Source organism: Actinoplanes sp. NPDC051411, from assembly GCF_040682075.1.
GTDB lineage: Bacteria > Actinomycetota > Actinomycetes > Mycobacteriales > Micromonosporaceae > Actinoplanes.
Genome location: NZ_JBFBAD010000095.1, coordinates 14588 through 37751, shown reverse-complemented (window position 1 = coordinate 37751; position 23164 = coordinate 14588). Strand labels below are relative to the sequence as shown.

Genomic DNA, 23164 nt, shown 5'->3' with positions numbered 1-23164 from the left:
CGTAAAACCCGCCGACCGCCGCCCCCCCCACGGGCCCCCGCATCGGGCGGGCGGCGGCCCGGATCTCAAGAGCCGGCTCGATCAGCCGGCGGTCGCCGACTTGATTGCCGCTTGCATGTCGGTCAGCGCTTGTTTGGTGCTCTTCTGGCCCTGCAGGGCGGCGTAGGCGTTGGTCTCGATCGCCTCGGTCACGCCGGGGTAGTACGGCGTGACGGGACGCGGGACCGCGGTCTGGATGCTCGCGAGCAGGGTCGGCAGGTACGGGAACTTCTTGACCAGCGCCGGGTCGCTGTACAACGCGGTCACGACCGGCGCCAGGGTGCCCTGGTTGAGGTCGTTGCGCTGGATGTCGTCCGACTCGATGAACTTCAGGAAGTCGAGGTCGGTCGCCTTGTACTTCGAGTAGGCGCTGATGCCCAGGCTGTGGCCGCCGAGGCTGGACGCGCCGTGACCGGACGGGCCGGGCAGCGGGGCGATCGCGAACTTGCTCGCCACCTTCGAGTCCTTGCCGGCGAGGATGGCGTCCGCGTACGGCCAGTTACGCATGAACATGAGCTGGCCGGCCTGGAACGCGTTCAGGCTCTGGGTCTCCTGGAAGCCGAGGGCCTCCTTCGGGATGTAGCCCTGCTTGAACCCGTTGACCAGGAAGTCGAGGCCGGTCGCGGCCTGGGCCGAGTCGACCGTCGGGGTGGTGCCGTCCGGCCCGACGATCGTGCCGCCGGCCCCGTTGATCGCCTCGGCCGCGTTCACGGTGAGGCCCTCGTACTTGGCGAACTGGCCCGCGTAGCAGGCCGGCTTCGGGCCGGTGATGGTGCTCGGCGTGGTCTTGCCCTGGCACTGCTGGATCAGTTCGTCCCAGGTCTTCGGGGGCGTCTTGGTCAGGTCGGTGCGGTAGTAGAGCAGGCCGCCGTCGGACGCGTACGGAGCGGCGAACAGCTTGCCGTTGTAGGTGGCCGCCTTGACCGTCGCCGGGAGCAGCGAGCTGGTGTCCAGCGCGTACTGACCCTCGAGCGGGATGATCCAGCCCTTGGCGGCGAACTCGGCGCTCCACACGACGTCGACCGTGACCACGTCGTAGCCCGGGTCCTTGGCCTGGAAGTGCTGCTGCAGGTCCGACAGCTGCTGGTCGGCCTGATCACTCTGCTGCTTGATGGTGACTTTCTCGTTCGGGTGGGCCTTGTTCCACTGATCGGCGATGTACGGCATGATGCCGCTGTTGTCCTTGCCGGTCACGAACGTGATCGGGCCCCGGGCGCTGGCTCCTTGCTTGGCGGCGTCGTCACCACTGCCGCCGCTGCCGCCGCACGCCGCGAGAACAGCGACCGTGCTGAGCAGGCAAACCGCTGGAGCGATCCCCTTCTTGCGCATGTCGATCCCTCCGCTGGCAAAAGCATCGATTCGATTCGACTATTTCGAGCACGTTAAGTCGGCCGTTCAGCGTGTGTCAACGGTCACAAGCGATCTACGCTGTGTCGTGATCTGCGGCGGGGCCGGTGCTCTCCCGCAGAGCGAGCTCGCCGTCGAAGAGCATCTGGGACACACCGGTCGTCCCGCCCTCGACCCGTTCGATCAACATGGCCGCGGCGGCCCGGCCCATCGCCGCCGCCGTCGGCCCGACCGTCGTCATGGCCGGCGTGGTCATCAGGGCCGCCTGGGCCGGCATGTCGATCGACAGGATCGAGAAATCGGCCGGGATGCGCAGGCCGCGGTCGCCGGCCTCGCCCATGATCCCGGGTACGGCCTGCTCGTTGAACGCGATCACGGCCGTCGCGGCCGCGTCGCGGGCGAGCAGTTCGGCCAGGGCGCGCCGGCCGCCCTCGATCGAGCTCTCGCAGGTGAGCGCCGTGATCCGGGCCCGCGCGCCGGCGGCCGCGCGCAGCACCCCGTCGCGCAGCCGGATCGCGTTGCCGCGCCCGGCCTCGAGGGCCGACGCGTCGAGGTTGACGAAGCCCAGTCGCCGGTGGCCGAGGGCGACCAGGTGGTCGACCGCCACCCGGGCGCACTGGTCGAAGTCGGTGTCGGCGAAGTCGACCGTCGCCGGATCGGCCGTCCGGCCGATCATGGCGAACGGCAGCCCGGCCTTGCGGAGCACGTCCAGGCGCCGGTCGCGCAGCCGCACCTCCATCAGCAGCGCGCCGTCGACCAGGCCCTGCCCGGCGAGCCGGCCGAGCTCGTCCAGGGCCTCGGCCTCGGTCGTCCACAGCAGCAGGTGGTAGCCGAGCTCCTGGGCGTGATCGGACGCCCCGAGGATGTATTCGAACGTGCTCAGCCCCAGGTCACGGCCGTCGCGGGGGAACAGCAGCGCGATCAGCCGGCTGCGCTTGCTCTTCAGCCCGCGGGCGAAGGCGTTGGGCGTGTAGCCCAGGTCCTCCATGGCGTGCTGGATGCGCTCGCGGGTGGCCGCGGAGATCGGGCGCGCGCCGGTCAGGGCGTAGGACACCGTGCTGGCCGAGACGCCCGCCAGCCGCGCGACATCCGCCATCGTCGGCACGACGCTCTCATCCCTCGCAGCCATGCTCCTCGCCAGTTCGCATTTCGGTTATGTTACGCAGCTTCGACAAAGGATCGACAACTCTCAACCCTCCACCCGCCGGGATTCGATCTGCCGCTGGATCTCCTCCAGCCGGCGCCGGGCCGCCGGCTTGCCCATCGGCCGGGACGGTTGCAGCAGCGACGGCGGCGCGTCGACCGACGTCCCGTCGGCGAGGCTGAAGCGGATCGTCTCCGAGCCGCGCACGCCGGAGACGACCTCGACCCGCTTGATCTCGGGCCACGGCAGCCACTGCTCGCGACCCAGGTACCGAACCGCCACGCCCTCGTCGTCGACCACCAGGTACATCCACCGCGTGACCGCCGCCAGAGCCAGCGCGGCGAGCGCGATGACGACGACCACCACGCGGACCGCGGACGACGGGTGGAAGTAGAGAGCGGGGACGAAACAGGCCACCGCCACCAAGATGAGGGCCGCGGTCTGACCCGGTCCGATGCGGTAGTTGAGCGGCATGGGCCCACCCTAGGACCTCGGCTCGCGCACCGGACCGGCCGAGAGAAGGCGGGTTGCGGGATTGCGAGCTCGCCCGCATTTCCGGCATGTCGAATTATGATGGGCGATATAAGCGTCTTTCGGATCCTGGGTTCCGGGCCGCAAGCCGCCGCACGGCAGGCTGCGGCCCTCTTCACGCTGGCCGGAGCCCTGGCCGTCCTCGAAATCCTGAACGAGCCCGGCAACCGCCACCGGCTGCTGATCGTGGCCGGCTGCGACTTCGGCACCGCGCTGCTGGGACTGCTGGTGCGGTGGCGGCGGTCGTCGCCCGCCCTCCTCGGTGTGCTGGGCTTCGCCGTGCTCGGCTTCTCGACCTGGAGTTTCGGCGGAGTGGCGACCGGTACCGGGCCGTTCCTCGTGCTGCTCTACGCCTGGGCCGCGCTGCACTTCCCCCGCTGGATCCTCGCCGCGTACGTCCCGCCCGCCGCCGCGTCGTACGTCACCCCGCTGGTCCTCACCCACCAGCCGCCGGTGGTCGTCGGCAGCGCGTTCATCCTGATGCCGGTCGCCCTCGCCGTGGCCTTCCTGATCGAGGGCCACGCCCGCCACCTGCGCGAGGACCGCGAGCGGCTGGAACGCATCGAGCAGTGGCGGGCCGCGATGATCGGCACCCTGGCCCACGACGTGCGGGCGCCGCTGACCACCATCCAGATGGCGCTCGAGGAACTGCGCGACCAGGTGCCGGAGCCGAGCGTGTGGATGCTCGACTCCGCGCTGCGGCAGACCGCCCGCATGACCCGGCTCGCCGAGGACCTGCTCGACCTGCACCGCATCGACAGCGTCGGGCACCTCAAGCTCGACCGCCAGGTCGTGGCGGCCCGCCCGCTGGTCGAGGAGGCCCTGTCCTACGTCCGTTCGGCCCCGGTCACCGCCGACGTCGACGACGACCTGACGATCTGGGTCGACCCGGCGCGCTTCGAGCAGATCATCGTCAACCTGGTCGGCAACGCGGTGAAATACGGCCGCCCGCCGATCGTCGTCCGCATCACCGAAGGCCGCCTGGAGGTGCGCGACCACGGCCCCGGCATCCCCGACGCGCTGCGGTCCAGCCTGTTCTCCCAGTTCGCCGCCGGCGGCCCGGAAGGCGTCGGGCTCGGCCTCTGGATCGTCCGGCAACTGGCCGAGGCGCACGGCGGCCGGGCGGTCGCCGAGGCCCGCTCCCCCGGCGTCGCCATGGTCATCACCTTCGCCACGCCGTAGGGATCGTTACGCTGCCGGGATGCGATCGCTCCCGCTCGGCCGGTCCGGAATCGACATCACCGAGTTCATCTTCGGCGCCGGCGGCATCGGCGGGATCGGCAGCGCCGAGGCCACCCGCGGCCTGGGTCTCGACGCCGAAGAGGGCCTGTCGCGCCTGACCGAGGCCCACGCACTCGGCATCCGCGTCGTCGACACCGCCGACCGCTACGCCGGGGGCGAGAGCGAACGGGTCGTCGGCCGCTGGCTGGCCACCCACCCGGCGCCCGACGTGCTCGTGCAGACCAAGGTCGGCCTCGACCTGTCGGCCGCGAACATCGACCGCCGGCTTGCCCGGAGCATCGAACGCCTGGGCCGGGTCGACCTCTACCTGTCCCACGCCCCCGACCCGTCGACCCCGGTCGAGGAGACACTGACCGCCTTCGCCGAGGCGCTCCACAGTGGGCGGATCCGGGCGTACGGCGTCAGCAACGTCGACGCCCGCCTCCTGGACGAGCTGCTGTCGGCCGCCGACCGGCTCGACCTGCCCCGGCCCGAGTTCGTCCAGAACGGCTTCAGCCTCCTCAGCCGCGACGATGAACACGACCTGCTCCCCCTGATCGCCGGCACCGGCCTGGCCTACATGGCCTTCTCCCCGCTGGCCGGCGGCCTCCTCTCCGACCGCTACCTCGACCGGGCCGCCCCGCCCGAGGGCAGCCGCATAGCCCTGGCCGGCCACCTCTTCTATCCCGGCCTGCACTCGCCGGCGAACCTCGCCCGCGTGGCGCGCCTGCGCGACCTGGCCCGCGCCCACGGCGTCAGCACCGCCGGCCTGGCCCTGGCGTGGCTCCGCTCGCACCCCGCCGTCACCGCCCCGATCGTCGCGCCGAGCACCGCCGCCCAGTGGCAGGCCGTCCGCGAAGCCCTGGCCCTCCCGCTGACCGACGCCCTCTTCGCCGAGACCGCGTCCCTGTTCGCCTGACGGTCACCGGTCACTGGTCATCCGTCACCGGTCCTCGGCGGCGTTCTCGGCCGGGTCGATGACCAGGTCGACCCGGGCGCCCCGCTCGACCGTGCGGCTCACCTTGCACTCCCGCTCGACCGCCTTGCGCATCGCGCTGACCACCCGCTCCCGGGCCTCGTCGTCGAGGAAGGAGAGGTCGGCGCGCAGGGTGACCCGGATCAGGTCGTATTCGCGGCCGTCCGGGCCGCGGGTCGCCTCCGCGAGCGCCACCAGCTCCGCGTCGTCGCCGACCCGCCGGGTGACCAGCTGCTCGACCGTCACGGCCGTGCAGGCGGCGGTCGCGACCTGCAGCAATTCGCCCGGCGAGAACGAGCCGGGCAGGCCGCCGCGGCCGATCCGGACCGTCGCGCCGCGGTCGTTCCGGCCGACGAAATCGTGATCGCCGACCCGTTGCACCCTCAACGCCGCCATGGGAAATCCTTCCGTGTCAGGGCCGTGTCAGAGGCGTGACAGCCCGGGCCTCGAACGTAGTCGGCATGAGAGGCACAGCGATCGAGGTTTCCGGCCTGCGAAAGGCCTTCGGCGACAAAACGGTGCTCGACGGTATCGACCTGACCGTCGAGGCGGGCACGATCTTCTCCCTGCTCGGCCCGAACGGGGCGGGCAAGACGACGACGGTCAACGTGCTGACGACGCTGACCAGGGCCGACGGCGGGACGGCGCGGGTCGCCGGCCACGATGTCGCCCGCGAGGCGAAGGCGGTGCGGTCGAAGATCGGGGTTACCGGTCAGTTCGCGGCGGTCGACGAGCTGCTGACCGGCGAGGAGAACCTGCAGCTGATGGCCGATCTGCAGCGGGTGGGCCGGCGGATCGTCCCGGAGCTGCTGGAGAGGTTCGACCTGACCGGCTCGGCGAGGAAGCCTTCCTCGACCTATTCCGGCGGGATGCGCCGCAAGCTCGACCTGGCGATGACCCTGGTCGCCACCCCGCAGATCATTTTCCTGGACGAGCCGACGACCGGCCTCGACCCGCGGAGCCGCCGCACGATGTGGGGCATCGTCCGCGAGCTGGTGGCCGACGGCGTGACCGTGTTCCTCACCACGCAGTACCTCGACGAGGCCGATCAGCTCGCCGACCGGGTCGCCGTGCTCGACCAGGGCCGCCTGGTCGCCCAGGGCACCCCGGCCGAGCTGAAGCACCAGATCCCGGGCGCCCACGTCCGGTTGCGGTTCGCCGGCGTACGCGACCTGGACGCGGCGGCCGCCGCTCTCGCCGGGGCGACGCGCGACGAGGAGTCGCTGACGCTGAAGGTGGCGAGCGACGGGAGCACCAAGTCGCTACGGGCCCTGCTGGACCGGCTCGCCGAGCACGAGCTCGACGCCGAGGAGCTCTCGGTGCACACCCCGGATCTGGACGACGTCTTCCTGGCACTGACCGGTCACACGAGCGCACTGACCGGTCACACGAGCGCGAAGGGTACTGACAAATGAGCATGCACGACTCGGCGATCATGCTGCGACGCAACTTCAAGCACACGATCCGCAACCCGATCTCGGTCTTCAACGCGATCCTGTTCCCGGTCATCCTCATGCTGATGTTCGTCTACGTGCTGGGCGACGCGTTCAGCGTCGGCGAGCACTACGTCGACTACGCGACCCCGGGCATGATCCTGCTGGCCGTCTGCTACGGGCTCAGCGCCACCGCGACGGCCGCCAACTCCGACATGACCAAGGGCATCATCAACCGGTTCAAGGTCATGGACGTCTCGCGGGGCGCCGTGCTGACCGGCCAGGTGATCGCCAGCATGGTCAACAACGTGATCGCGGTGGCGGCGATCATCGGGACGGCGTTCGCGCTCGGCTTCCGCCCGTCGGCCGGTCTCGTCGACTGGCTCGGCGTGGCCGGCCTGGTCCTGCTGCTCGCCTTCGCGATCGGCTGGTTCACGGTCGCGCTGGGCCTGTTCGCGAAGTCGCCCGAGACGGCCGGCCTCGGCATCGTTCCGCTGATCATGCTGCCGTTCTTCAGCAGCGCGATCGTCCCGGCCGACAAGATGGGTCCCGGGGTCAGGCAGTTCGCCGAGTACCAGCCGTTCACGCCGATCATCGAGACCTTCCGCGGGCTGCTCGCCGGCACCCCGCACACCGGTGACATGATCGCCGCCCTGGCCTGGTGCGCCGGCATCGCGATCGTCGGCTACCTCTGGGGGACCGCCACGTTCACGAAGCGAGCGTGACCTCGGCCAGCTCGCGCCAGTCGGAGACCGCCACCTCGGTGAAACCAGAGCCGAGGTGGCGCCGGCATGCCTCGGCGATCCGGTCGACGTCGGGGTGGCCGTGGACGGACAGGCCGCGTACGGCATCGCTCGCGGCGAGCAGCCGCGCGGCCCGCTCGAATTGTTCTCGCCGCAGGGCGAGATCGGCGATTCCCACCAGCACCCCGGCGATCTGCGGTGCGATGCCCGCCTCGGAGGCGGCCCGCAAGGCCGTGACCCGGTGGGCCCTCGCCTCCTCGGCCGACGGGGCGAGGTAGCCGAGCAGGTCCTGCACCGTGGCGACGACGTTGCCCTCCTCGGCGTCCTCGCCCAGCAGCACGGTCGCGAGGGCGAGCTGGCGGCGGGCCTCCTCGAGGTCGCCGCCCCAGCGGGCGAGGTCGACCTTCACCAGGGCCAGTTCGGCGAGCGCGCTCGGCCACGCGACCCGTTCGGCGTACCGCTGCGCCTCGGCCAGGGCCGAGGCGCTGGCCTCCCGGTCGCCCTTGAGCCAGTAGAGCTGGGCCTGCCGGGAGCGCATCGAGACGACGTCCTCGATCAGGCCGGTCTCGACGACGACCGCGACCGCCTGTTCGTAGAGCTCGCACGCCCGGTCGAACTCGCCGCGGGTGGCGACCCGGTTGGCCACCTCGGTGAGGGCGAAGGAGATCCCCCACCGCTCGCCGAGCGCGCGGAACTCGGCGAGTGCCGTCTCGAGCTGGGCGTCGGTCTCGCGGCTGCCGTCGCCCAGCATGACCCGCGTCTTGCCGGTCTGCAGCCGGGCCAGCGCCCGCACCCAGGGGTCGTCGTCGGTGAGCAGCGGGTCGAACGCGGTCGGCAGCTCCGCCGGCCCGCGCAGCATGCGTTCCATCGCGAACACGAACCTCAGCGCGGGGTGACCGCCGCGGACCCGCCGCGCGAGCTCGTGGGCCTTGCGGATCCAGTCCTCGGCCCGGAACTGGTCGCCGTGGCCGGCGGTCACGAACAGGGTGACCAGGGCGAGCACCACCGCCCGGTCCTCGTCGTCGGCCTCGCCGGCCAGGGTCGCGGCGGCCAGGATCAGCTCGTTGCCCTCGGCCTTGTGCCCGCCGAGCCACCAGTACCAGCCGGCGTTCGCGGCCAGTCGCATCGCGCCGCCCGCCTCACCGGCCGCGAGCGCACCACGCATCGCGGCGCCGATGTTGTCGTGCTCGGCCTCCAGCCGGGCCAGCCACTCCAGCTGCTCGGCCCGCCGCAGGTGGGGTTCCGCGGTCTCGGCCAGCGAGGTGAAGTAGTCCAGGTGGGCGCGGCGGGTCAGGTCCGACTCCCAGGCCTCGGCGAGACGGCGGTCGGCGTACTCCTTGATCGTGCCGAGCATCCGGTAGCGCGGCGCGCCTCCGCCGTCGGTGACCACCAGCGACTTCTCGGTCAGCGCGGTGAGCAGTTCGAGGGCATCGCCGGCACAGACCTTCTCGGCCGCCTCCAGGCTCGCGCCGCCGGAGAACACCGAGAGCCGCCGCAGCACGGTCCGCTCGGCGTCGGAGAGCAGCTCCCAGCTCCAGTCGACGACCGCGCGCAGCGTGCGGTGGCGGGGCAGTGCGGTGCGGCTGCCCCCGGTGAGCAGGCGGAACCGGTCGTCGAGCCGGTCGGCGAGCTGGTCGAGCGACATGGTGCGCAGCCGGGCCGCGGCCAGCTCGATCGCCAGCGGCATCCCGTCGAGTGCCCGGCAGACCCGCTCCATGGTGGCCCGGGTGTGCGGATCGGTGCCGAGGTCCTTGCGGACGGCGCCGGCCCGGTCGCGCAGCAGCTGTACGGCGTCCGAGCGCACGTCCAGCGGCTCGACCTGCCACAGCGCCTCGCCGGTGATGCCGAGTGGTTCCCGGCTGGTGGCGAGGATCCGCAGCCGCCGGCACTCCCCGAGCAGCCGGTAGGCGAACGCGGCCGCCGCCTCGATCACGTGCTCGCAGTTGTCGAGGATCAGCAGCGCCTCGCGGTCGCGCAGCGTGGCGACGACCCGGTCGGCCGCGTCGGCGTTCGGGGCTTCGCCGAGCAGCGCGTCGCGGCGGCCGAGCGCGGCCAGCGTCGCCTGCGCCACGTCGCCGTCGGCCCCGATGGCGGCGAGTTCGACCAGCCAGACGCCGTCCGGTGTGGTGTCGAGCAGGGCACGGCCCGCCTCGGTGGCCAGACGCGTTTTGCCCGTGCCGCCGGGCCCGGTCAGGGTGGTGAGGCGATGGCGCGCGATCAGCCGCAGCACTGACGTCTGGTCGGCATCTTTACCGACATAGCTGGTCAGCTCGGCTCGGAGATTGGATTGCCGACGACCTATCGAGCCCCGCAGAAGCGCCACGTGCAGGGCCGACAGATCGGGCGAAGGGTCGACTCCCAGCGCCTCGGCCAGCGCCTCCCGCGTGCGCTGGAACACCAGGACCGCCTCGTTCTCCCGGCCGGCCGCCGCGAGCGCCCGCATCAGCGAACCGACCAGGCTCTCCCGCAGCGGATGCGCCACCACCAGATCGGTCAGCTCCGTGATCAGCGACGCACCGTGCCCCAGCTTGATCTCGGCGTCGAACCGGTCCTCCAGAGCGGTCAACCGCAGGCCCTCGAGCCGGGTGACCGCCGCGTCGAACGCCGCGCTCTCCAGCGGGCCGACGTCCTGCATGGCCGCACCACGCCACAACGCCAGCGCGTCACCGAAACGCCCCCGGGCCACCAGCCGCTCGAACCGCACCGCGTCGACCGCGTCCGGCGGGACCGCCAGCCGGTAACCCTCCGGATGCCCCTCGATCGAGCCGGCCGGCAACGCCTTGCGCAGGCGGGACACGAGACGCTGCAGGGCGTTCGACGCGTCGGCCGGGGGCTGCGAACCCCAGATCCAGTCGACGAGCGTCCCCTTCGGCACCATCCGGCCCGCCTCCAGCGCGAGCGCGATCACCAGGGCGCGCAGCCGGGCGCCCGGCACGTCGGCGAGGCCACCGTCGTCGGTGCGAACCTCGAACGAGCCGAGCATCGTGATCTGCACGCAGAGACCCTAACGCTCCTGGTCGGCCCGCCCGACCAGGCCCAGAGCGGCGGTCGCGGCGGCGGTCGCCAGGATCCACCCGGCCACCTGCAGGACGTCGCTGAACAGCTGCATCCCCTCGTCGCGGTAGTGCCAGGACGACTTCTGGCCCAGGTCGACCACCGGGATCAGCAGGTCGAGGCTGTAGAGCGCGGGCGAGAACGTGCCGCAGTAGCCGGGCTGGTCGGCCACCGGGTCGGCCTCGGGCAGCACGACGCAGGCCTGGGTGCGGCCGTCCTCGACGATCGCGACCGGTTCGGGCGCCCGCGCCGGGGCGAGGAAGGCGAACACCAGGAACCCGGCCAGCCAGAGCCCGACCAGCCAGTAGAGCGCCAACTGCAGCCGGTAGCCGTACCCGACGGTGATCCGGTAGAGCAGGCTCGCGAACGACATCCAGAGCCCGCGGACACCGCTCGACGAGGCCGTACGCTGCGCCCACTCCCGCTTGCGCATCTCGAACAGGATCCGGCGGGCGATCGAGTCGTACCCGGTCGCGCGATAGATCGCCGCCAGCTGGAGGTACGGCTGGGAGAGCTGGCCGGTCGGCAGCGCCACGTCGGTCTGCAGGGCCGACGGCGGCGGCAGGATCTTGGTGCTCTCGAACCGGCGGATCTGGGTCGCCCAGTCCTCCTCGCCCGGCTTGGCGTCGAGGTCGATGTGCACCTGATATTGCAGGCCGAGCAGGTCGAGCCGCTCGGCGTGCCACAGGTTGCCGTTGTCGGTGAACGAGAGGATGACCGCCCGCGACAGGTCCACGTTGCCCCGGATCGGCTGCGCCGGGGCCACCACCAGGTCGGGGGTCTGGAGCATGGCCAGGTCGAGCTCCAGCGGCGTCGAGCCGTCGGCCACGTCCGGCATGGGCGCGTCCTCGCCGTCGATCGCCCGGGATGCGTTGTGCACGGCGACCACCCCGTACGCGACGTCCTTCATGCCGACCGACCGGCGCACCGTCGTCCGGCGCAGCCGGACCAGCCCCTGGGCCCGGGTGCCGTCGAACCAGGCGTCCCCGCCGATCTCGGCCGCGCTCCCGTCGATCGACGGCAGCGGCAGCCGGCCCGCCGCGAGATCGGCCACCGACTCCGGGTCCCACCGCAGATAGGCTCCGGTCAGGTCGACGTCGCCGGAGATCCGCGCGTCGGTGAACCGCACCCCGCCGATCGTGTCGACCCCGGCCAGGAACAGGTCGGAGCAGGTCAGCGTCGACGCGTCGACGGCCGGCCCGTCGTCGCAGGCGATCTCGGCCGAGATGAACTGCACCGACCGCGACACCCGGGCGCCGCGCAGCGCGATCGACCCGCGGGCCCGGAACGGCTGCCCGGACGGGTTGCCGCGCACGGTGCCGGTGATCTGCGCGCCGATCAGGTTGAGCAGCGGATCGAACGGGATCTCCCGCGCACCCACCTGATAGATCATCTGGTCGACGACGCAGGGCGCGCTCAGCGACGCCCCGGAGACGAACACCGACCCGGCCGTGATGTCGGACAACCGCAGCGACCCCTCGGCCACCATGCGTCCACAGTCGACCGTCCCGCCGATGGTGGCCCGGCTGAGGTTGACGGCGTTCGCGCCGGGCGCCCGCACGATCGACCGCTGCAGCTGCACGTTGTGCTGGATCCGGGCGTCCTGCAGGCAGATCTCCCCGTGCACGTGCGCGTCGGTGCCGGTGATCTGACCGCGCACCACCGCGCCGTCGGCGACCACGGCGTACATCGTGTCGGCCGGCATCCCGATGCCGGCCCGGTCGAACCGCAGGTCCCCGCCGATCTCGATGCCGCTGGCCCGCACGCTGCCGTGGGCCTGGAAACTGTCGTTGAGCTCGACGTTGCCGCGCACCTCGGCCCGGTCGAGCACCAGCACCGCCACCGGATCGAACTGCGCGTCGCCGCTCGGCCCGGTCGACCGCCGCTCGCCGGGCGGCCCGCCTCCCGCGGCGAGCTGGGCCGCGCTCAGGTCGACGTCGCCGCCGATCACCACGCCCGGCAGATACATCCGGCCGCGCACCTCGAGCAGGTCGTCGGCGGTGCGCAGCGACCCGGTCTGCCGCTGCTGCACCTCCGCGTGGACGATCGACCGGCGCCCCCGGTCGTGGCCCCGGTCGGCGGTCAGCGAACCGGCGACGCGCAGATCGGGCCCGTTCAGCGCGGTGTGCGGCACCGGGTCGACCGCCGACCGGTTCGCCGCCGCCAGTCGCGCGCTGTCCAGCTCGAGGTCACCCCCGATCCGCGAGTTGGCCAGGTCGAACAACCCCCGGCAGTCGATCCGCGGCGCGCTCAGCATGCCGCCGATGGTCAGCCGCCGCATCCGGATCGGACACCCCCGGGGCACCGCGGCGATCGCGTCGTCCCGGTCGTGCGGCCCGAACACCGACCCGTCCAGGTGCATCGACCCGCCCACCCGCGCGTCGGTGAAGTCCACGCCGGCCGGAAACGACGACTCCTTGAGCCACACCTCCAGCGTGATCACACAGGTGGCGGCATCGATCCAGGCCGCCGCCGTCCGATCCAGCTGCAGCCCCGGCAGTGAGGCCTCGAGCAGGTTGAGACCACCCCGGACAATGCAGTCGATCAACGTCAGCTGAATCCCCAGCGTGGCCCCCCGCAGGTCGAGATCCCCCTCGATCTCCACCCCCTGCAGATGCAGCTGCCCGGTCGGGTGCTCCCCCATCTCGGGCGGGCGCAACAGCGCCCGGCGCAGCGCCTCGGCCGGAATCACCCCGGGCGAGTCCACAATCTCCCCGGTGCGGCTGGCCTGCGCCAGCCGCTGCCACAGCTCGTCCGCCCCCATGCCCGCAATCTAGGAAAGGGCCCCGGCCACCGCCACCCCTAATTCGGTCACGGTTGGCGCGGGGGCGACCTCGTCCGGCGGCCGCGGGCCGGACTGCGCAGCCGCCCGGGGGGAAAAGGTGGCCTCGGGGCGCGGCTCGGGCTGTCCGCTCAGGCCGCCGCGGTGCCGCCGAGTGGCGGCCGGGCCGCGCCGAGCAGCAGGCAGAACTCGTTGCCGTCCGGGTCGGCGAGGGCCACCCGGCCGGTGTCGGACGAGTCGAGGCGGGTGGCGCCGAGGGTGAGCAGGCGGTCGAGTTCGGCCGCCGGGGGACCCTCGGGCAGCAGGTCGTAGTGGACGCGGCCGGTGCCGGTCTTGGGGTTGACGGGCGGGCCGCCCCAGGTGAGTTTGGGGCCGCCGTGCGGGGAGCGGATCGCCGTCTCCTGGTTTTGATCCCAGACCAGCGGCCAGCCCAGCGCCGCGCTCCAGAAGTATCCGACCGCCTGCGAGCCGTCGCAGGACAACGCGCCGACGAAGCCGCACCCGGCGAGGAACTTGTTGCCCGGCGCGATGACGCAGAACTCGTTGCCCTCCGGGTCGGCGAGCACCACGTGCCCCTCCTCCGGCCGCTGCCCGACGTCGATGTGGCGGCCGCCCAGCTCCAGCGCCCGCGCGACCGTCTCCCGCTGATCCTCCAGGGAGGTGCTGGTCAGATCGAAGTGCATCCGGTTCGGCACGGTCTTGGGAGCGTCGCTCGGCCGGAACCGCAGCCGGAACCCGGTGTCGTCGCTCGGCGAGAGCGTGGCGCCGTCGGCCTCCCAGCCCAGGAGCCCGGACCAGAACGCCGCCTGGTCGAGTGGCGAACGGGCGTCGAAGCAGACGGCGAACAGCTGGGACGTCATCCCGGCAGGCTAGATCCGGTTCGCGGATCGGGCCACCGAATTGGCTCGGGACATCGGCTCGAGACCGCGCGGCCGGCCGGGTAGACAAAGGCCTCACCCGGGATGGCATCGGCTCGTCGGGCACAAGTCGGGCTACGGTCCTGTCATGACCGATCCGATTCCGCGCGCTGTCGCCGTCGTCGTCGACGGGCCGCGGGTGCTGGTGATCAAGCGGTTCCGGCAGGTTGACGCCCCGGCCGGCTGTGCGATGTGCGGGGAGGCCGGCCACCGGGGCGAGCACTGCCCCGGACACCACTATGCGGTGCTGCCCGGCGGGCATGTCGAGCCGGGCGAGACGATCCGGCAGGCCGCCGAGCGGGAACTTCAGGAGGAGGCGACCATGACCGGCACCGCCGGGCGGCAGGTGTTCGAGGGCTCGCATCTCGGGCGGCCGGCACACTATTTCGTGATGACCGACGTGTCGGGCACGCCGAAGCTGGGCGGCCCCGAGCTCGGCTACCACCGGCCGGGCAACAGCTTCGAGCTGCGCTGGGCCACGGCCGGTGAGTTGGAGACGCTCAACCTGCGGCCAGCGGAGATCAGGCCGCTGCTCGCCGCTTTGCTCGGCGGCGGCTGACCGCTTCGGGGCGCCGGCGGCGGAGCAGGACCGCGGCCACACCGCCCAGGGGCAGCAGCAGCCAGCAGGAGATCAGGCGGTAGACCAGGACGGCGGCGACGGCGGTCGCCGCGGTCGCGCCGGCCGCGGTCAGGCCGGCGATCAGGGCGGTGTCGATCACGCCGACCCCGCCGGGGGTCAGCGGCACCTGCCGGACGATCTGCACGCCGAGGTAGATGCCGGCCAGCGTGGTCACCCCGACCGGCAGGCCGACCGCCCGGCACGTGGCGGCCAGGCAGAGCAGGTCGGTCAGCCAGTTGATGCCGAGCAGCAGCACCGCCACGATCCAGTCGCGGGCCCGCAGCGACGCCCCGGCGCGCCAGCCCTCGCGGGCCGAGGCCAGGGTGCGGCGGAGGAAACCGTGCAGGCCGGTTTCCGGGCCGGCGTCGGCCGGGGGCGGCGGCCGGCGCATCCAGCGGCGTCCGGCGAGCACCGCGCCGAAGGTCAGCGCGGCCAGGACGGCGATGATGATCAGGGGGCGCGGTCCGGCGAGCAGGTGCGGGTCGGTGGTCACCAGCGCGGCGAAGCCGCCCACGTAGAGCAGGGCCAGGCCGCCGATCGAGGCCAGCCCGGAGACGATCATCGAGGCGGTGCCGACCTCGCGCGGGGTGCCGGCGCGCTCGTATTCGCGTACCGCGTAGGCGGCCGACACGGCTCCGCCGGCCGGCATGGAGATCGAGAGGGCGGTGCGGGCCAGCGTCACCAGCGCGGCGTGCCGCGCTTTCAGCCGTACGCCGAGTGCACCCATCAACAGGCGCTGCTGCCACGCGAACGCGCCCAGGGAGACGACCTGCAGGATCACCGCGAGCGCTATCCACGAGTAGTCAGCGCCGGTGAACGCGCTGAGGAAGGACCGCGGGTCGGGCAGCCGGCCCCACAGCCCGAACGCCGCCAGCCCGGTCGCGGCCAGCAGGACCGCCGGCAGCCGGAGCCGGGACCACGTCCGTTTGCTGGGCACGTCGCGATACTTCCAAACCCCGGCAACCCAGGGCCAGCAGGTGTGACGCAAAAGGGCGGGACGCGTCCGTCCCGCCCTTGAAGGAAACGCCCTTCAACAAAGAGCGGCGATCAGCAGTGGCCGAGATCCTGCCACTGGTCGGTCCAGCCCGGTTCCGACCCCTGTGTCCAATACTTCGCCCGCCACAGGTGCTTGCCCTGCCCGGAGGCGGGACCGTTCGGGTCGCCGTTCCGGCTCTTCTCGTGCTTGACCACCGACCCGCCGGTGTAGACCGAGGAGATGTTCCACTCGGGCGCGTTCGAGCAGTCGGTCGCCGGAGGAGGCGTCGTGGGCTGAGTGGTCGGCGGCCCAGTGGTCGGACCGGTGGTGGGAGGCGGTGTGGTGGTGCAGCCGCCGGTCGAGATCACCGTGTCGGTGAACGCGTTCCCGCCCGTACGGTAGGCCGCCGCCTGCGCGGTCGCCTGGGCCGGGCTGAGCACCTGGTTCTTGGCGAAGAGCACCCAGTCGACCTGTTCGGCGTACGTCGAGAGCCCGCCGCTGTGTGCGGCGGTGTCGATGAACCAGAGGTTCCAGTTGATCGTCATCGTCTGGCGCGGGTAGAACTTGCCCGAGTGGTCGCCGACCTGCACGCCGTCGATGTAGTAGACGATGTGCCCGTTGGCGACCTGGATGACCAGGTCGTGCCATCCGTCGAAGCTCTGCCGCTCCTCGGAGTGCACGTTGTCGGCATACCAGGGCTCGTTCTGGTAGGTGTACCAGCTGGTCTGGTAGTTGATCGGCCCGGTCTCGCCCCACCCGCCGTTGGGCAGGTATTCGGAGAAGTCGAGCTCGCTGTAGGTGGGGTCGAGGTCCCCGTTGAGTGGGCTGATCGTGAAGAAGGTCTCGTTGACGTGGTCGCCGTCCGGGCCGGAGACCGGCGCGTCGGAGAACTTGATGCGGCTGGCGTAGGTGCCGTCCAGGAACCGCTTCTGGGTCGAGTAGAGCTCGGCCTGGTTGGTGCCGGCGCCGGCGCCGTCGGTCGACCCGGTGAGCTGCATGACCTTGTCGCCGTTGGCGGTGGGGAACGAGATGCTGTTCGGCGACCAGGTGGCGCCGGGGATGCCCGGGCCGCCCGAGTAGCTGCGGGGCGTCCAGCCGTGGCCGGTCAGGGTGGTGTCGGACGACGACGCGTAGTGGAAGTCGTCGAACAGGTAGCCGCAGTCGGCGGCGTTGGCGGTACCGGACGTCAGGGCAACGGCGCCCGAAGCCACGAGTAACGCCGCGGAGATTCCGGCCAATCGACGCTTGTCGATTAACATGGGCAGACTCCTTGGGGGGATTTTGCCAACAGGGGATCTACTTGACCGCGCCGGCGGTCATTCCGGCGCGGATGTGTTTCTGGAACGCGACGTAGGCGATCAGCACCGGCAGCATGGCGATCGTCAGACCGGCGAACAGGCCGCCCCAGTCGCTGCGGTAGCCCTGGTTGACCGTCAGGTTGGCCAGACCCTGAGCCAGGACGTACCGGTCCGGGTCGGGGTTGAGAACCAGCGGCAGAAGATACTGGTTCCAGAGCCCGAGGAAATTGAAGATGCCGACCGCCGTCAGGCCCGGCCGGGCCAGCGGCAGCATCACGCGGAAGAACACCGCGCCGTGCGAGCAGCCGTCGAGGAAGGCGGCCTCCGCGATCTCGGTGGGCAGCGTGCGGAAGAACGAGTGCAGGAAGAAGACCGTGAACGGCACGGCGTAGGCGGTATAGACCAGGATCAGTCCCGGATAGGTGCCGAGGAGCCCGAGCTTCTGAACGGTGAAGAACAGCGGCACCAGGGCGAGGAAGACCGGGAAGAACATGGCCGCCACGAACAGGTAGTAGAGAACGCGGTTGCCGGGAAACGAATAGCGCGCCAGGGCGTAGGCGACCAGCGAGCCCAGCAGCATCGTCAGCACGAGCGCGCCGCCCACGACGATGAGGCTGTTGAGGAAATAGCGGCCGATGTCGGCCGAGACCCAGGCCCGGCTCCAGTTGCCGAACCTGAGCGTGGACGGCGGGGCCCACGGGTGATTCAGGATCTCGTCGTCCGACTTGAACGAGCTGACGATCGCCCAGAGCAGCGGGAGGCCGGTCACCAGCGCCCAGGCGAGCATGGCCAGCTGCGGCAGCGGGTTCGGCCTCGGCCTTTTCGGCGCGATCACCGGCGTACGGGAAAGGGAACGCTCGCGCAAGAGAGTCATGCCAGCTCGACCCTCTCCTTGCGGCCGGCCCGAAGGGCCAGGACGGCCAGCGTGAGCGTGGCGAAGAACAGCGCCACCCCCATCGCCGAGGCGTAGCCGAACTTCGCGTACCCGAAAGCGGTGCGGTAGAGCGAGAGCCCGATGACCTCGGTGGCGCCGTCGGGACCGCCCGGCCCGACCGTCATCACCTGCACGACGGCGAACCCGTCGAGCGCCGCGATCCCCAGATAGACGAACGCGACCTGCACCGACTCGCGGACCAGCGGCAGCGTGACCCGCCGGAACGTGGTCCAGCCACCGGCCCCGTCGAGCGTCGCCGCCTCGAACAGGTCCCGCGGTATCGCCTCGATCGCGGCGCTGAACAGCACCACGTAGAAGCCGACGCTCGACCAGACCAGCACCGCCATGACCGCGATCAGGGCGAGCGACGGTTCGGCCAGCCAGCTTCGCGCCAACGTGCCGAGGCCGACCGCCCGCAGGCCCGAGTTGATCAGGCCGGTGTTCGGGTTGTAGACGAACCCCCACAGCACGCCGATCACGACCAGCGACAGCAGCTGGGGGAAGAAGTAGACGATCTGGTAGGCCCGGCCGCCGGCCAGCCCGCGCCCGCCCCGGTGCAGCATGCCGGCCAGGAACAGGCCGATCGCGATCGTCACCAGCGGCACCACGGCCAGCATCACCGCGTTGTTGCGCACCGCGTCGAGGAACAGCGAGTCGCCGCCGAGGCGGGCATAGTTGCCCACCCCGACGTAGTGCGCGTCGCCGGCCACCCCGTTCCAGTCGGTCAGCGACAGGTAGAACGCCTGGGCGTACGGCGACAGCACGAAGACGACGTGCAGCACCAGCGCCGGCACCAGCGCGCCGATCAGGAACCGCCAGCGGCCGTGCTTCATCAGCGGTGGTACTTCGTGACGGAGGTGTCCTTGGCCAGCGCGTCGGCCGCCTTCTGGATCCGGGTCGCCCAGTCGGCCGGGTTGAGCCGCTTGTTCACCAGCTCGCCGGTCGCGTCGTCGACCGCCTTGGCCAGCGGGGCGTACCAGGTGCGGAAGCGGTAGACGAAGGTGTCCTGGCCGGCGCTGGTGACCGCGTCGCGGACCGAGCCGAGACCGCTCGACAGCGTGAGCCCGTCGGTCGCGCCGGCCACCGCCGGCAGCGTGTTGTTGGCCTGCGCGAAGGCGGTGGCGGACGCCTTGGCGAACAGGATCCGCAGGTATTCCAGGCCGCCCTGCGGGTTCTTGGCCTTGCTCGGCACCACGAACGACTCGCTGCTGGCCGCCTCGACCGCGGTGACCGGCAGTTTGTCGGTTCCGAAGCCGGGCACCGGGCCCATGACCATGTCGAACCCGGCCGGGGCGACGCCCTTCTGCTCGCTTTCCAGCCACGATCCGCACGGGATGAAGGCGGCCTTCTTCTGGCACCACGCGGCCTGCGCCTCGGTGTGCGAGAGCGCCTCGGAGCCCGACATGATGTAGCCCTTGCCGGCCAGTTCGGCGAACGCGGCCGCGGCCTGGGCCAGCCCGTCGGCCTTCCAGGCGCCGGGCTCGAGGTTGTCGACCGCCTTCACCAGGTCGAGCCCGCCGATCTTGGCGGCCATGCTGAGCAGCGGATCGTTGATGTATTCCGGGTATTTGCCCTGGTAGGTCCAGGGGGCGATGCCGGCCTTCCTGATCGTCGCGCAGAGGGCGACCATGTCGTCCCAGGTCTTGGGGTAGGCCCAGCCCCGCTGCGCGAAGAACGGCTTCGAATACCAGAGGCCCCAGACCGTGTAGGTGAAGTTGAGGGCGACCATCTTGCCGCCGAAGGTGCCGTCGTCGACGACCCCCGGAAGCAGCGTCTCCCTCAGCTTCCGGCCCGAGTCATCCAGCGCGGGCGCGTCCAGCAGCTCGGAGAGATCGGACACCTGGTTCGATCCCACCAGGGTCGCTATGTCGAGCCGGCCCGCACCCGTGTTGTCGACCACGTCGGGCGGATTGCCGGCCACGAAGCGGGGCTGCATCGCCTCGCCGACCTTCTGCAGCCCCTTGTGGTCGATCTTGGCGTGGGGAAATTTGGCGGTGTATTGCGCTTCGGCCTTGGTGGCGTAGTCGTCGCCGTAGCCGCCCTTGAAGACCACCACTTCCAGCGGGGCGTCGGCCTTGACGCCGAGCGGATTGTCGGCCGACTTCGCCGCCCCCGCGACGGTTTTATCGGATTTGTCGCCTGAGGTCACGCAGCCCGACAAAATGGGCGCGGCCACGGCCGCGGTCACGGCGGTTTTCAGTACGCCGCGGCGACTGGGATAGGGTCTGACCTGGGATTCGGAGTTCATAGCGGGCTCTCTTCCTAAGCGGTACGCCGGATGCGCCCGGCGTACCGCGCCTCGATCACTGCGTTGTGTTCCTTACCGCCGGGCACGTTGTCCGACAGATAGACCGGCGGCGTCACCCCGGCCGCGAGCAGGTTGGCCACCACCTCGGCGACGATCTGCTGGGCCAGCAGCGCCGCGGTGATCGACGAGATCGCGCCGACCGCTCCCCCACCGGGAATCGGCAGGGCCGCGTCGCCGTAGGGCGCGCCGTTGTCGAGCACCACGTCGGCGATCTCGCCCAGCTTCTTTCCGCTCGGGTGCCGCGAGTCGACGCCGGCCGAATGCTTGGCGCTGGTCAGGGCGATCAGCCTGTGACCGCGCTGCTTCGCCAGCAGCGCCATCTCGACCACGGCCCCGTTGATGCCGGAGTTGCTGGCGATCACGAACGCGTCGTCCGGCTTGATCGGGGCCAGTTCGTAGAGCCGGTGGGCGATCTCCGGCCTGCGCTCGATCGCCGGGTCGGCCAGTTCCGACAGCGGCGAACCGCCGTAGAGCACGATGTCGCGCAGGGCGATCCGGTTGGTCGGCACCAGGCCGCCGGCCCGCCCGGCGATCTCCATGGCCAGGGCCTCGGAGTGACCGCACCCGAAGGCCTGGATCACTCCCCCGGCGAGCACGGTCTCGGTCAGCAGCGCGGCCGCTTGCCGCTTCTGCTCGCGCTGACCGCCACCCACCTCGGCGATGGCGGTCTGCACAACACTCAGGTAGTCGCTCACTGCTGTCCTTTCTGCCGCCCGCGCTTGCGGGACGGGATCTTCTCGGGCAGTCGATGGGCGTCCACGGCGCGGACGGTCAGTTCCAGGGCCTCGGCGGTCCGCTCGTACGTCCGCTGGGCGACCGCGACGTAGATCAGGTCGAGCACCAGCAGCTGGGAGTGCAGCGCGGAGAGCGCGGCCAGCCGGAACGTGGTCTCCATGACCGAGGTCGTGAACACCACGTCGGCCACCTCGGCCACCGGCGACCGCCCGAAGCTGGTCACCGCCACGGTCAGCGCGCCGTGGTCGGCGGCCTCGGCGAGGGTCTCGATGACCTCCCGCGTGCGGCCGGAGTGGGACAGGCCGATCGCGACGTCGCCGGGCAGCAGCAGCGCCGCGTTGGTCAGCGCGGTGTGCGAGTCGGACCGGTTCCACACCGGCACCCGGATGCGCTCGAGCCGGAACGCCATCTCCCGCGCCGCCGTGCCGCTGCTGCCGAGCCCGAAGATCTCGACCCGCTTGGCCTCGGCGATCGCGGCCGCCACCCGCTCGACGTCCTCGATCTTCAAGGCCGCGGCCGTGCTCTGGATGGCCCGGGTGTCGGCCGCGGTGACCACGCCGAGCACGTCGCCGAGCGGATCGCCGGGCGCGATGTCGCCGCTGATGTCGGTCTCCCAGCGCGCCTGCTCGGCCCGGCCGGTCTCGGTCGCCACGGCCACCCGCAGGCTCGCATAGCCCTTGAACCCCAGCGTGCGACTGAACCGGGTCACGGTCGCGGTCGAGGTGCCCGACCGCTCGGCCAGGTCCACGATGCTGGCGTGGGCCGCGTTCTCCGGATCGGCCAGGATCGTCTCGGCGATCCGCGCCAGGGCCTCCGGCATGCCCGGCCCCTCGATCCGCAGCCGCCCCAGCAGCCCGCCGCTCTCACCCGTCACGGTGGTCATCCTTTTCATCGTTAGCTGTTGCCGATGAAAATTACGACCGTCACCGCGTCTAGTCAACAGGAGTTTCCTATGTTTCGATTTCCACCATGGATCTCGTGCTCGGGGTGGACGCCGGCGGCACCGCCTCCCGCGCCGTCCTGGCCACCTCCGACGGCACCGTCGTCGGCCGGGGCACGGCCGGCCCCGGCAACCCGGTCTCCGCCGGCCCGGCGGCGGCAACCGCCATCGGTACGGCGATAAGACAGGCGCTGGGCCCCTTCCCCGCGACCTCCGTGGCCGCGGCGGTCCTGGGCGTGGCCGGCGTCTGCGGCCCCACCGACCACCCGTTCGCTCCGATGTGCCACGACCTCGGTCTGACCTGCCCGCCGACCGTCGTCGGCGACGTGGTGACCGCCTTCGCCGCCGGCACCCCGGCCGACTCCGGCACCGTCCTGGTCGCCGGCACCGGGGCGATCGCCGCCCGCATCACCGGCCACCGGGTGACCGCGACCGCCGACGGCCTCGGCTGGCTGCTCGGCGACGAGGGCTCCGGCCGCTGGATCGGCCTGCAGACCGTCCGGGCGGCCGTCCGCGACTGGTCCGGCCCGCTCGGGCGGCTGGTCGCCGCCCGCTCGGGCGCGACCACGGCCGAGCAGGCCGTCCGATGGGCCCAGAGCCTGCCGCTGACCGAGATCGGCGCCCTCACGAGACCGGTCTGCGCGGCCGCCCGCGACGGCGCCCCCGACGCGGCCCGCATCATCGTCGCGGCCGTCCGGCACCTGATCGCCACCCTGGACGAACTCGCCGCCCCGGGACCGGTCGTGCTGGCCGGCAGCCTGCTCGTCGCGGACACCCCGGTGCGGGACGGCGTCCTGGGCGTACTCGAAAAGCGCAAGGTGCCGACCGGCACCGCCCGCGATCCGGCCGCGGCGGCCGCCTGGCTCGCGGCCCGCCAGATCAACCGGCATCCACCCGAGCCGTTGCACCGGGCCCTGCTGGGCACCCACCCGATCATCAGCTGATCCCGATCGACGGCCCGTTGTCCAGCAAGCCTCGAGGTCACCGGTCGTCCCTGAATGCCGAACGTCCAGCGTGGCGCGTTCGACGCGAATGGCCGAGACCCGCTCCCGCCGCCGCTCACCTCGCGGGTGAGTGAGAGCGGCCAGGACGCCGGCGAACCCGTCGAGTGCCTGTTCGCACCGACCCATCGCGCGCGGCAACCGGGCGCGACTGTCCCCCGCGATG

The 23164-nt window shown here is 71.6% G+C and carries 20 protein-coding genes; 6 read left to right on the top strand and 14 right to left on the bottom strand.

From position 1 onward, the window contains the following. Window positions 1-81: 81 nt before the first annotated feature. From AB0M88_RS37850 to AB0M88_RS37840, 3 genes are all read right to left on the bottom strand, one after another. The gene (locus AB0M88_RS37850; protein WP_364110652.1) at window positions 82-1368 is read right to left on the bottom strand and encodes an ABC transporter substrate-binding protein; all 1287 of its coding nucleotides are present in this window, start codon (window positions 1366-1368) and stop codon (window positions 82-84) included. Between the two features lie 94 nt (window positions 1369-1462). Continuing rightward, complete coding sequence (locus AB0M88_RS37845; protein WP_364110654.1) at window positions 1463-2482, bottom strand: LacI family DNA-binding transcriptional regulator; 1020 nt, start codon at window positions 2480-2482, stop codon at window positions 1463-1465. Between the two features lie 93 nt (window positions 2483-2575). Continuing rightward, window positions 2576-3004 carry a PH domain-containing protein gene (locus AB0M88_RS37840; RefSeq protein WP_364110651.1) on the bottom strand — a complete coding sequence of 143 codons (429 nt, stop codon included), beginning with the start codon at window positions 3002-3004 and terminating at the stop codon, window positions 2576-2578. A gap of 99 nt (window positions 3005-3103) precedes the next feature. On the opposite strand from AB0M88_RS37840, the gene AB0M88_RS37835 reads away from it, so the two are divergent. Together AB0M88_RS37835 and AB0M88_RS37830 are read left to right on the top strand one after the other, a co-directional pair. Continuing rightward, entirely contained in the window at window positions 3104-4243 is a 1140-nt protein-coding gene (locus tag AB0M88_RS37835) for a HAMP domain-containing sensor histidine kinase (protein ID WP_364110650.1), read from the top strand. A 19-nt stretch (window positions 4244-4262) separates the two neighbouring features. Next, on the top strand, window positions 4263-5201 hold the full coding sequence (locus AB0M88_RS37830) for an aldo/keto reductase (RefSeq protein ID WP_364110649.1): 939 nt from the start codon (window positions 4263-4265) through the stop codon (window positions 5199-5201). A 24-nt stretch (window positions 5202-5225) separates the two neighbouring features. Here AB0M88_RS37830 and AB0M88_RS37825 read toward each other — a convergent pair whose 3' ends face one another. After that, window positions 5226-5654: an OsmC family protein gene (locus AB0M88_RS37825; RefSeq protein WP_364110648.1), complete on the bottom strand. Its 429-nt coding sequence runs from the start codon at window positions 5652-5654 to the stop codon at window positions 5226-5228. A gap of 65 nt (window positions 5655-5719) precedes the next feature. Here AB0M88_RS37825 and AB0M88_RS37820 point away from each other — a divergent pair, with 65 nt between their 5' ends. Both AB0M88_RS37820 and AB0M88_RS37815 read left to right on the top strand, forming a co-directional pair. Continuing rightward, window positions 5720-6673, top strand: a complete 954-nt coding sequence (locus AB0M88_RS37820; RefSeq protein WP_364110647.1) for an ATP-binding cassette domain-containing protein — start codon at window positions 5720-5722, stop codon at window positions 6671-6673. Continuing rightward, the gene (locus tag AB0M88_RS37815; RefSeq protein WP_364110646.1) at window positions 6670-7416 is read left to right on the top strand and encodes an ABC transporter permease; all 747 of its coding nucleotides are present in this window, start codon (window positions 6670-6672) and stop codon (window positions 7414-7416) included. The genes AB0M88_RS37820 and AB0M88_RS37815 overlap by 4 nt, the downstream gene beginning before the upstream one ends. Here the strand turns inward: AB0M88_RS37815 and AB0M88_RS37810 are convergent. The 3 genes from AB0M88_RS37810 to AB0M88_RS37800 form a co-directional block, all read right to left on the bottom strand. Further along, on the bottom strand, window positions 7400-10429 hold the full coding sequence (locus tag AB0M88_RS37810; protein WP_364110645.1) for a BTAD domain-containing putative transcriptional regulator: 3030 nt from the start codon (window positions 10427-10429) through the stop codon (window positions 7400-7402). The two genes, AB0M88_RS37815 and AB0M88_RS37810, sit on opposite strands and share 17 nt — an antisense overlap. A 9-nt stretch (window positions 10430-10438) precedes the next feature. Next, a complete protein-coding gene (locus AB0M88_RS37805) occupies window positions 10439-13252 on the bottom strand; it encodes a hypothetical protein (protein WP_364110644.1) in 2814 nt (937 codons plus the stop codon). A 149-nt stretch (window positions 13253-13401) separates the two neighbouring features. Then, complete coding sequence (locus AB0M88_RS37800; RefSeq protein ID WP_364110643.1) at window positions 13402-14130, bottom strand: VOC family protein; 729 nt, start codon at window positions 14128-14130, stop codon at window positions 13402-13404. Between the two features lie 145 nt (window positions 14131-14275). On the opposite strand from AB0M88_RS37800, the gene AB0M88_RS37795 reads away from it, so the two are divergent. Next, the gene (locus AB0M88_RS37795) at window positions 14276-14746 is read left to right on the top strand and encodes an NUDIX domain-containing protein (protein ID WP_364110642.1); all 471 of its coding nucleotides are present in this window, start codon (window positions 14276-14278) and stop codon (window positions 14744-14746) included. On the opposite strand, the gene AB0M88_RS37790 is transcribed toward AB0M88_RS37795, so the two are convergent. From AB0M88_RS37790 to AB0M88_RS37760, 7 genes are all read right to left on the bottom strand, one after another. After that, window positions 14709-15743, bottom strand: coding sequence for a lysylphosphatidylglycerol synthase transmembrane domain-containing protein (locus tag AB0M88_RS37790; RefSeq protein ID WP_364110641.1), 1035 nt, complete (start codon window positions 15741-15743; stop codon window positions 14709-14711). The genes AB0M88_RS37795 and AB0M88_RS37790 overlap by 38 nt on opposite strands. Before the next feature lie 110 nt (window positions 15744-15853). Next, window positions 15854-17041 carry a family 16 glycosylhydrolase gene (locus AB0M88_RS37785; protein WP_364110640.1) on the bottom strand — a complete coding sequence of 396 codons (1188 nt, stop codon included), beginning with the start codon at window positions 17039-17041 and terminating at the stop codon, window positions 15854-15856. Window positions 17042-17078: 37 nt separating this feature from the next. Next, window positions 17079-17954 (bottom strand): carbohydrate ABC transporter permease, encoded by an 876-nt coding sequence (locus tag AB0M88_RS37780; protein WP_364110639.1) that lies wholly within the window; start codon window positions 17952-17954, stop codon window positions 17079-17081. Next, window positions 17951-18847 carry a sugar ABC transporter permease gene (locus AB0M88_RS37775; RefSeq protein ID WP_364110638.1) on the bottom strand — a complete coding sequence of 299 codons (897 nt, stop codon included), beginning with the start codon at window positions 18845-18847 and terminating at the stop codon, window positions 17951-17953. Before AB0M88_RS37775 ends, AB0M88_RS37780 begins: the two co-directional genes overlap by 4 nt. Continuing rightward, the gene (ngcE, locus tag AB0M88_RS37770; RefSeq protein WP_364110637.1) at window positions 18847-20262 is read right to left on the bottom strand and encodes an N-acetylglucosamine/diacetylchitobiose ABC transporter substrate-binding protein; all 1416 of its coding nucleotides are present in this window, start codon (window positions 20260-20262) and stop codon (window positions 18847-18849) included. Before ngcE ends, AB0M88_RS37775 begins: the two co-directional genes overlap by 1 nt. A gap of 14 nt (window positions 20263-20276) precedes the next feature. After that, window positions 20277-21005, bottom strand: a complete 729-nt coding sequence (locus AB0M88_RS37765; RefSeq protein WP_364110653.1) for an SIS domain-containing protein — start codon at window positions 21003-21005, stop codon at window positions 20277-20279. 8 nt (window positions 21006-21013) lie between these two features. Further along, a complete protein-coding gene (locus tag AB0M88_RS37760; RefSeq protein ID WP_364110636.1) occupies window positions 21014-21940 on the bottom strand; it encodes a MurR/RpiR family transcriptional regulator in 927 nt (308 codons plus the stop codon). 86 nt (window positions 21941-22026) lie between these two features. Between AB0M88_RS37760 and AB0M88_RS37755 the strand changes: the two genes are divergently transcribed. Then, window positions 22027-22941 (top strand): BadF/BadG/BcrA/BcrD ATPase family protein, encoded by a 915-nt coding sequence (locus tag AB0M88_RS37755; RefSeq protein ID WP_364110635.1) that lies wholly within the window; start codon window positions 22027-22029, stop codon window positions 22939-22941. Window positions 22942-23164: the final 223 nt, after the last annotated feature.

What these genes read in the sequence shown, in the direction of transcription:
- AB0M88_RS37815 (WP_364110646.1), top strand. Translation starts at nt 6,670, where the DNA reads ATGAGCATGCACGACTCGGCGATCATGCTGCGACGCAACTTCAAGCAC.
- AB0M88_RS37835 (WP_364110650.1), top strand. Translation starts at nt 3,104, where the DNA reads ATGGGCGATATAAGCGTCTTTCGGATCCTGGGTTCCGGGCCGCAAGCC.
- ngcE (WP_364110637.1), bottom strand. Translation starts at nt 20,262, where the DNA reads ATGAACTCCGAATCCCAGGTCAGACCCTATCCCAGTCGCCGCGGCGTA.
- AB0M88_RS37830 (WP_364110649.1), top strand. Translation starts at nt 4,263, where the DNA reads ATGCGATCGCTCCCGCTCGGCCGGTCCGGAATCGACATCACCGAGTTC.
- AB0M88_RS37760 (WP_364110636.1), bottom strand. Translation starts at nt 21,940, where the DNA reads ATGACCACCGTGACGGGTGAGAGCGGCGGGCTGCTGGGGCGGCTGCGG.
- AB0M88_RS37800 (WP_364110643.1), bottom strand. Translation starts at nt 14,130, where the DNA reads ATGACGTCCCAGCTGTTCGCCGTCTGCTTCGACGCCCGTTCGCCACTC.
- AB0M88_RS37785 (WP_364110640.1), bottom strand. Translation starts at nt 17,041, where the DNA reads ATGTTAATCGACAAGCGTCGATTGGCCGGAATCTCCGCGGCGTTACTC.
- AB0M88_RS37795 (WP_364110642.1), top strand. Translation starts at nt 14,276, where the DNA reads ATGACCGATCCGATTCCGCGCGCTGTCGCCGTCGTCGTCGACGGGCCG.
- AB0M88_RS37775 (WP_364110638.1), bottom strand. Translation starts at nt 18,847, where the DNA reads ATGAAGCACGGCCGCTGGCGGTTCCTGATCGGCGCGCTGGTGCCGGCG.
- AB0M88_RS37845 (WP_364110654.1), bottom strand. Translation starts at nt 2,482, where the DNA reads ATGGCGGATGTCGCGCGGCTGGCGGGCGTCTCGGCCAGCACGGTGTCC.
- AB0M88_RS37805 (WP_364110644.1), bottom strand. Translation starts at nt 13,252, where the DNA reads ATGGGGGCGGACGAGCTGTGGCAGCGGCTGGCGCAGGCCAGCCGCACC.
- AB0M88_RS37850 (WP_364110652.1), bottom strand. Translation starts at nt 1,368, where the DNA reads ATGCGCAAGAAGGGGATCGCTCCAGCGGTTTGCCTGCTCAGCACGGTC.
- AB0M88_RS37825 (WP_364110648.1), bottom strand. Translation starts at nt 5,654, where the DNA reads ATGGCGGCGTTGAGGGTGCAACGGGTCGGCGATCACGATTTCGTCGGC.
- AB0M88_RS37840 (WP_364110651.1), bottom strand. Translation starts at nt 3,004, where the DNA reads ATGCCGCTCAACTACCGCATCGGACCGGGTCAGACCGCGGCCCTCATC.
- AB0M88_RS37755 (WP_364110635.1), top strand. Translation starts at nt 22,027, where the DNA reads ATGGATCTCGTGCTCGGGGTGGACGCCGGCGGCACCGCCTCCCGCGCC.
- AB0M88_RS37820 (WP_364110647.1), top strand. Translation starts at nt 5,720, where the DNA reads ATGAGAGGCACAGCGATCGAGGTTTCCGGCCTGCGAAAGGCCTTCGGC.
- AB0M88_RS37780 (WP_364110639.1), bottom strand. Translation starts at nt 17,954, where the DNA reads ATGACTCTCTTGCGCGAGCGTTCCCTTTCCCGTACGCCGGTGATCGCG.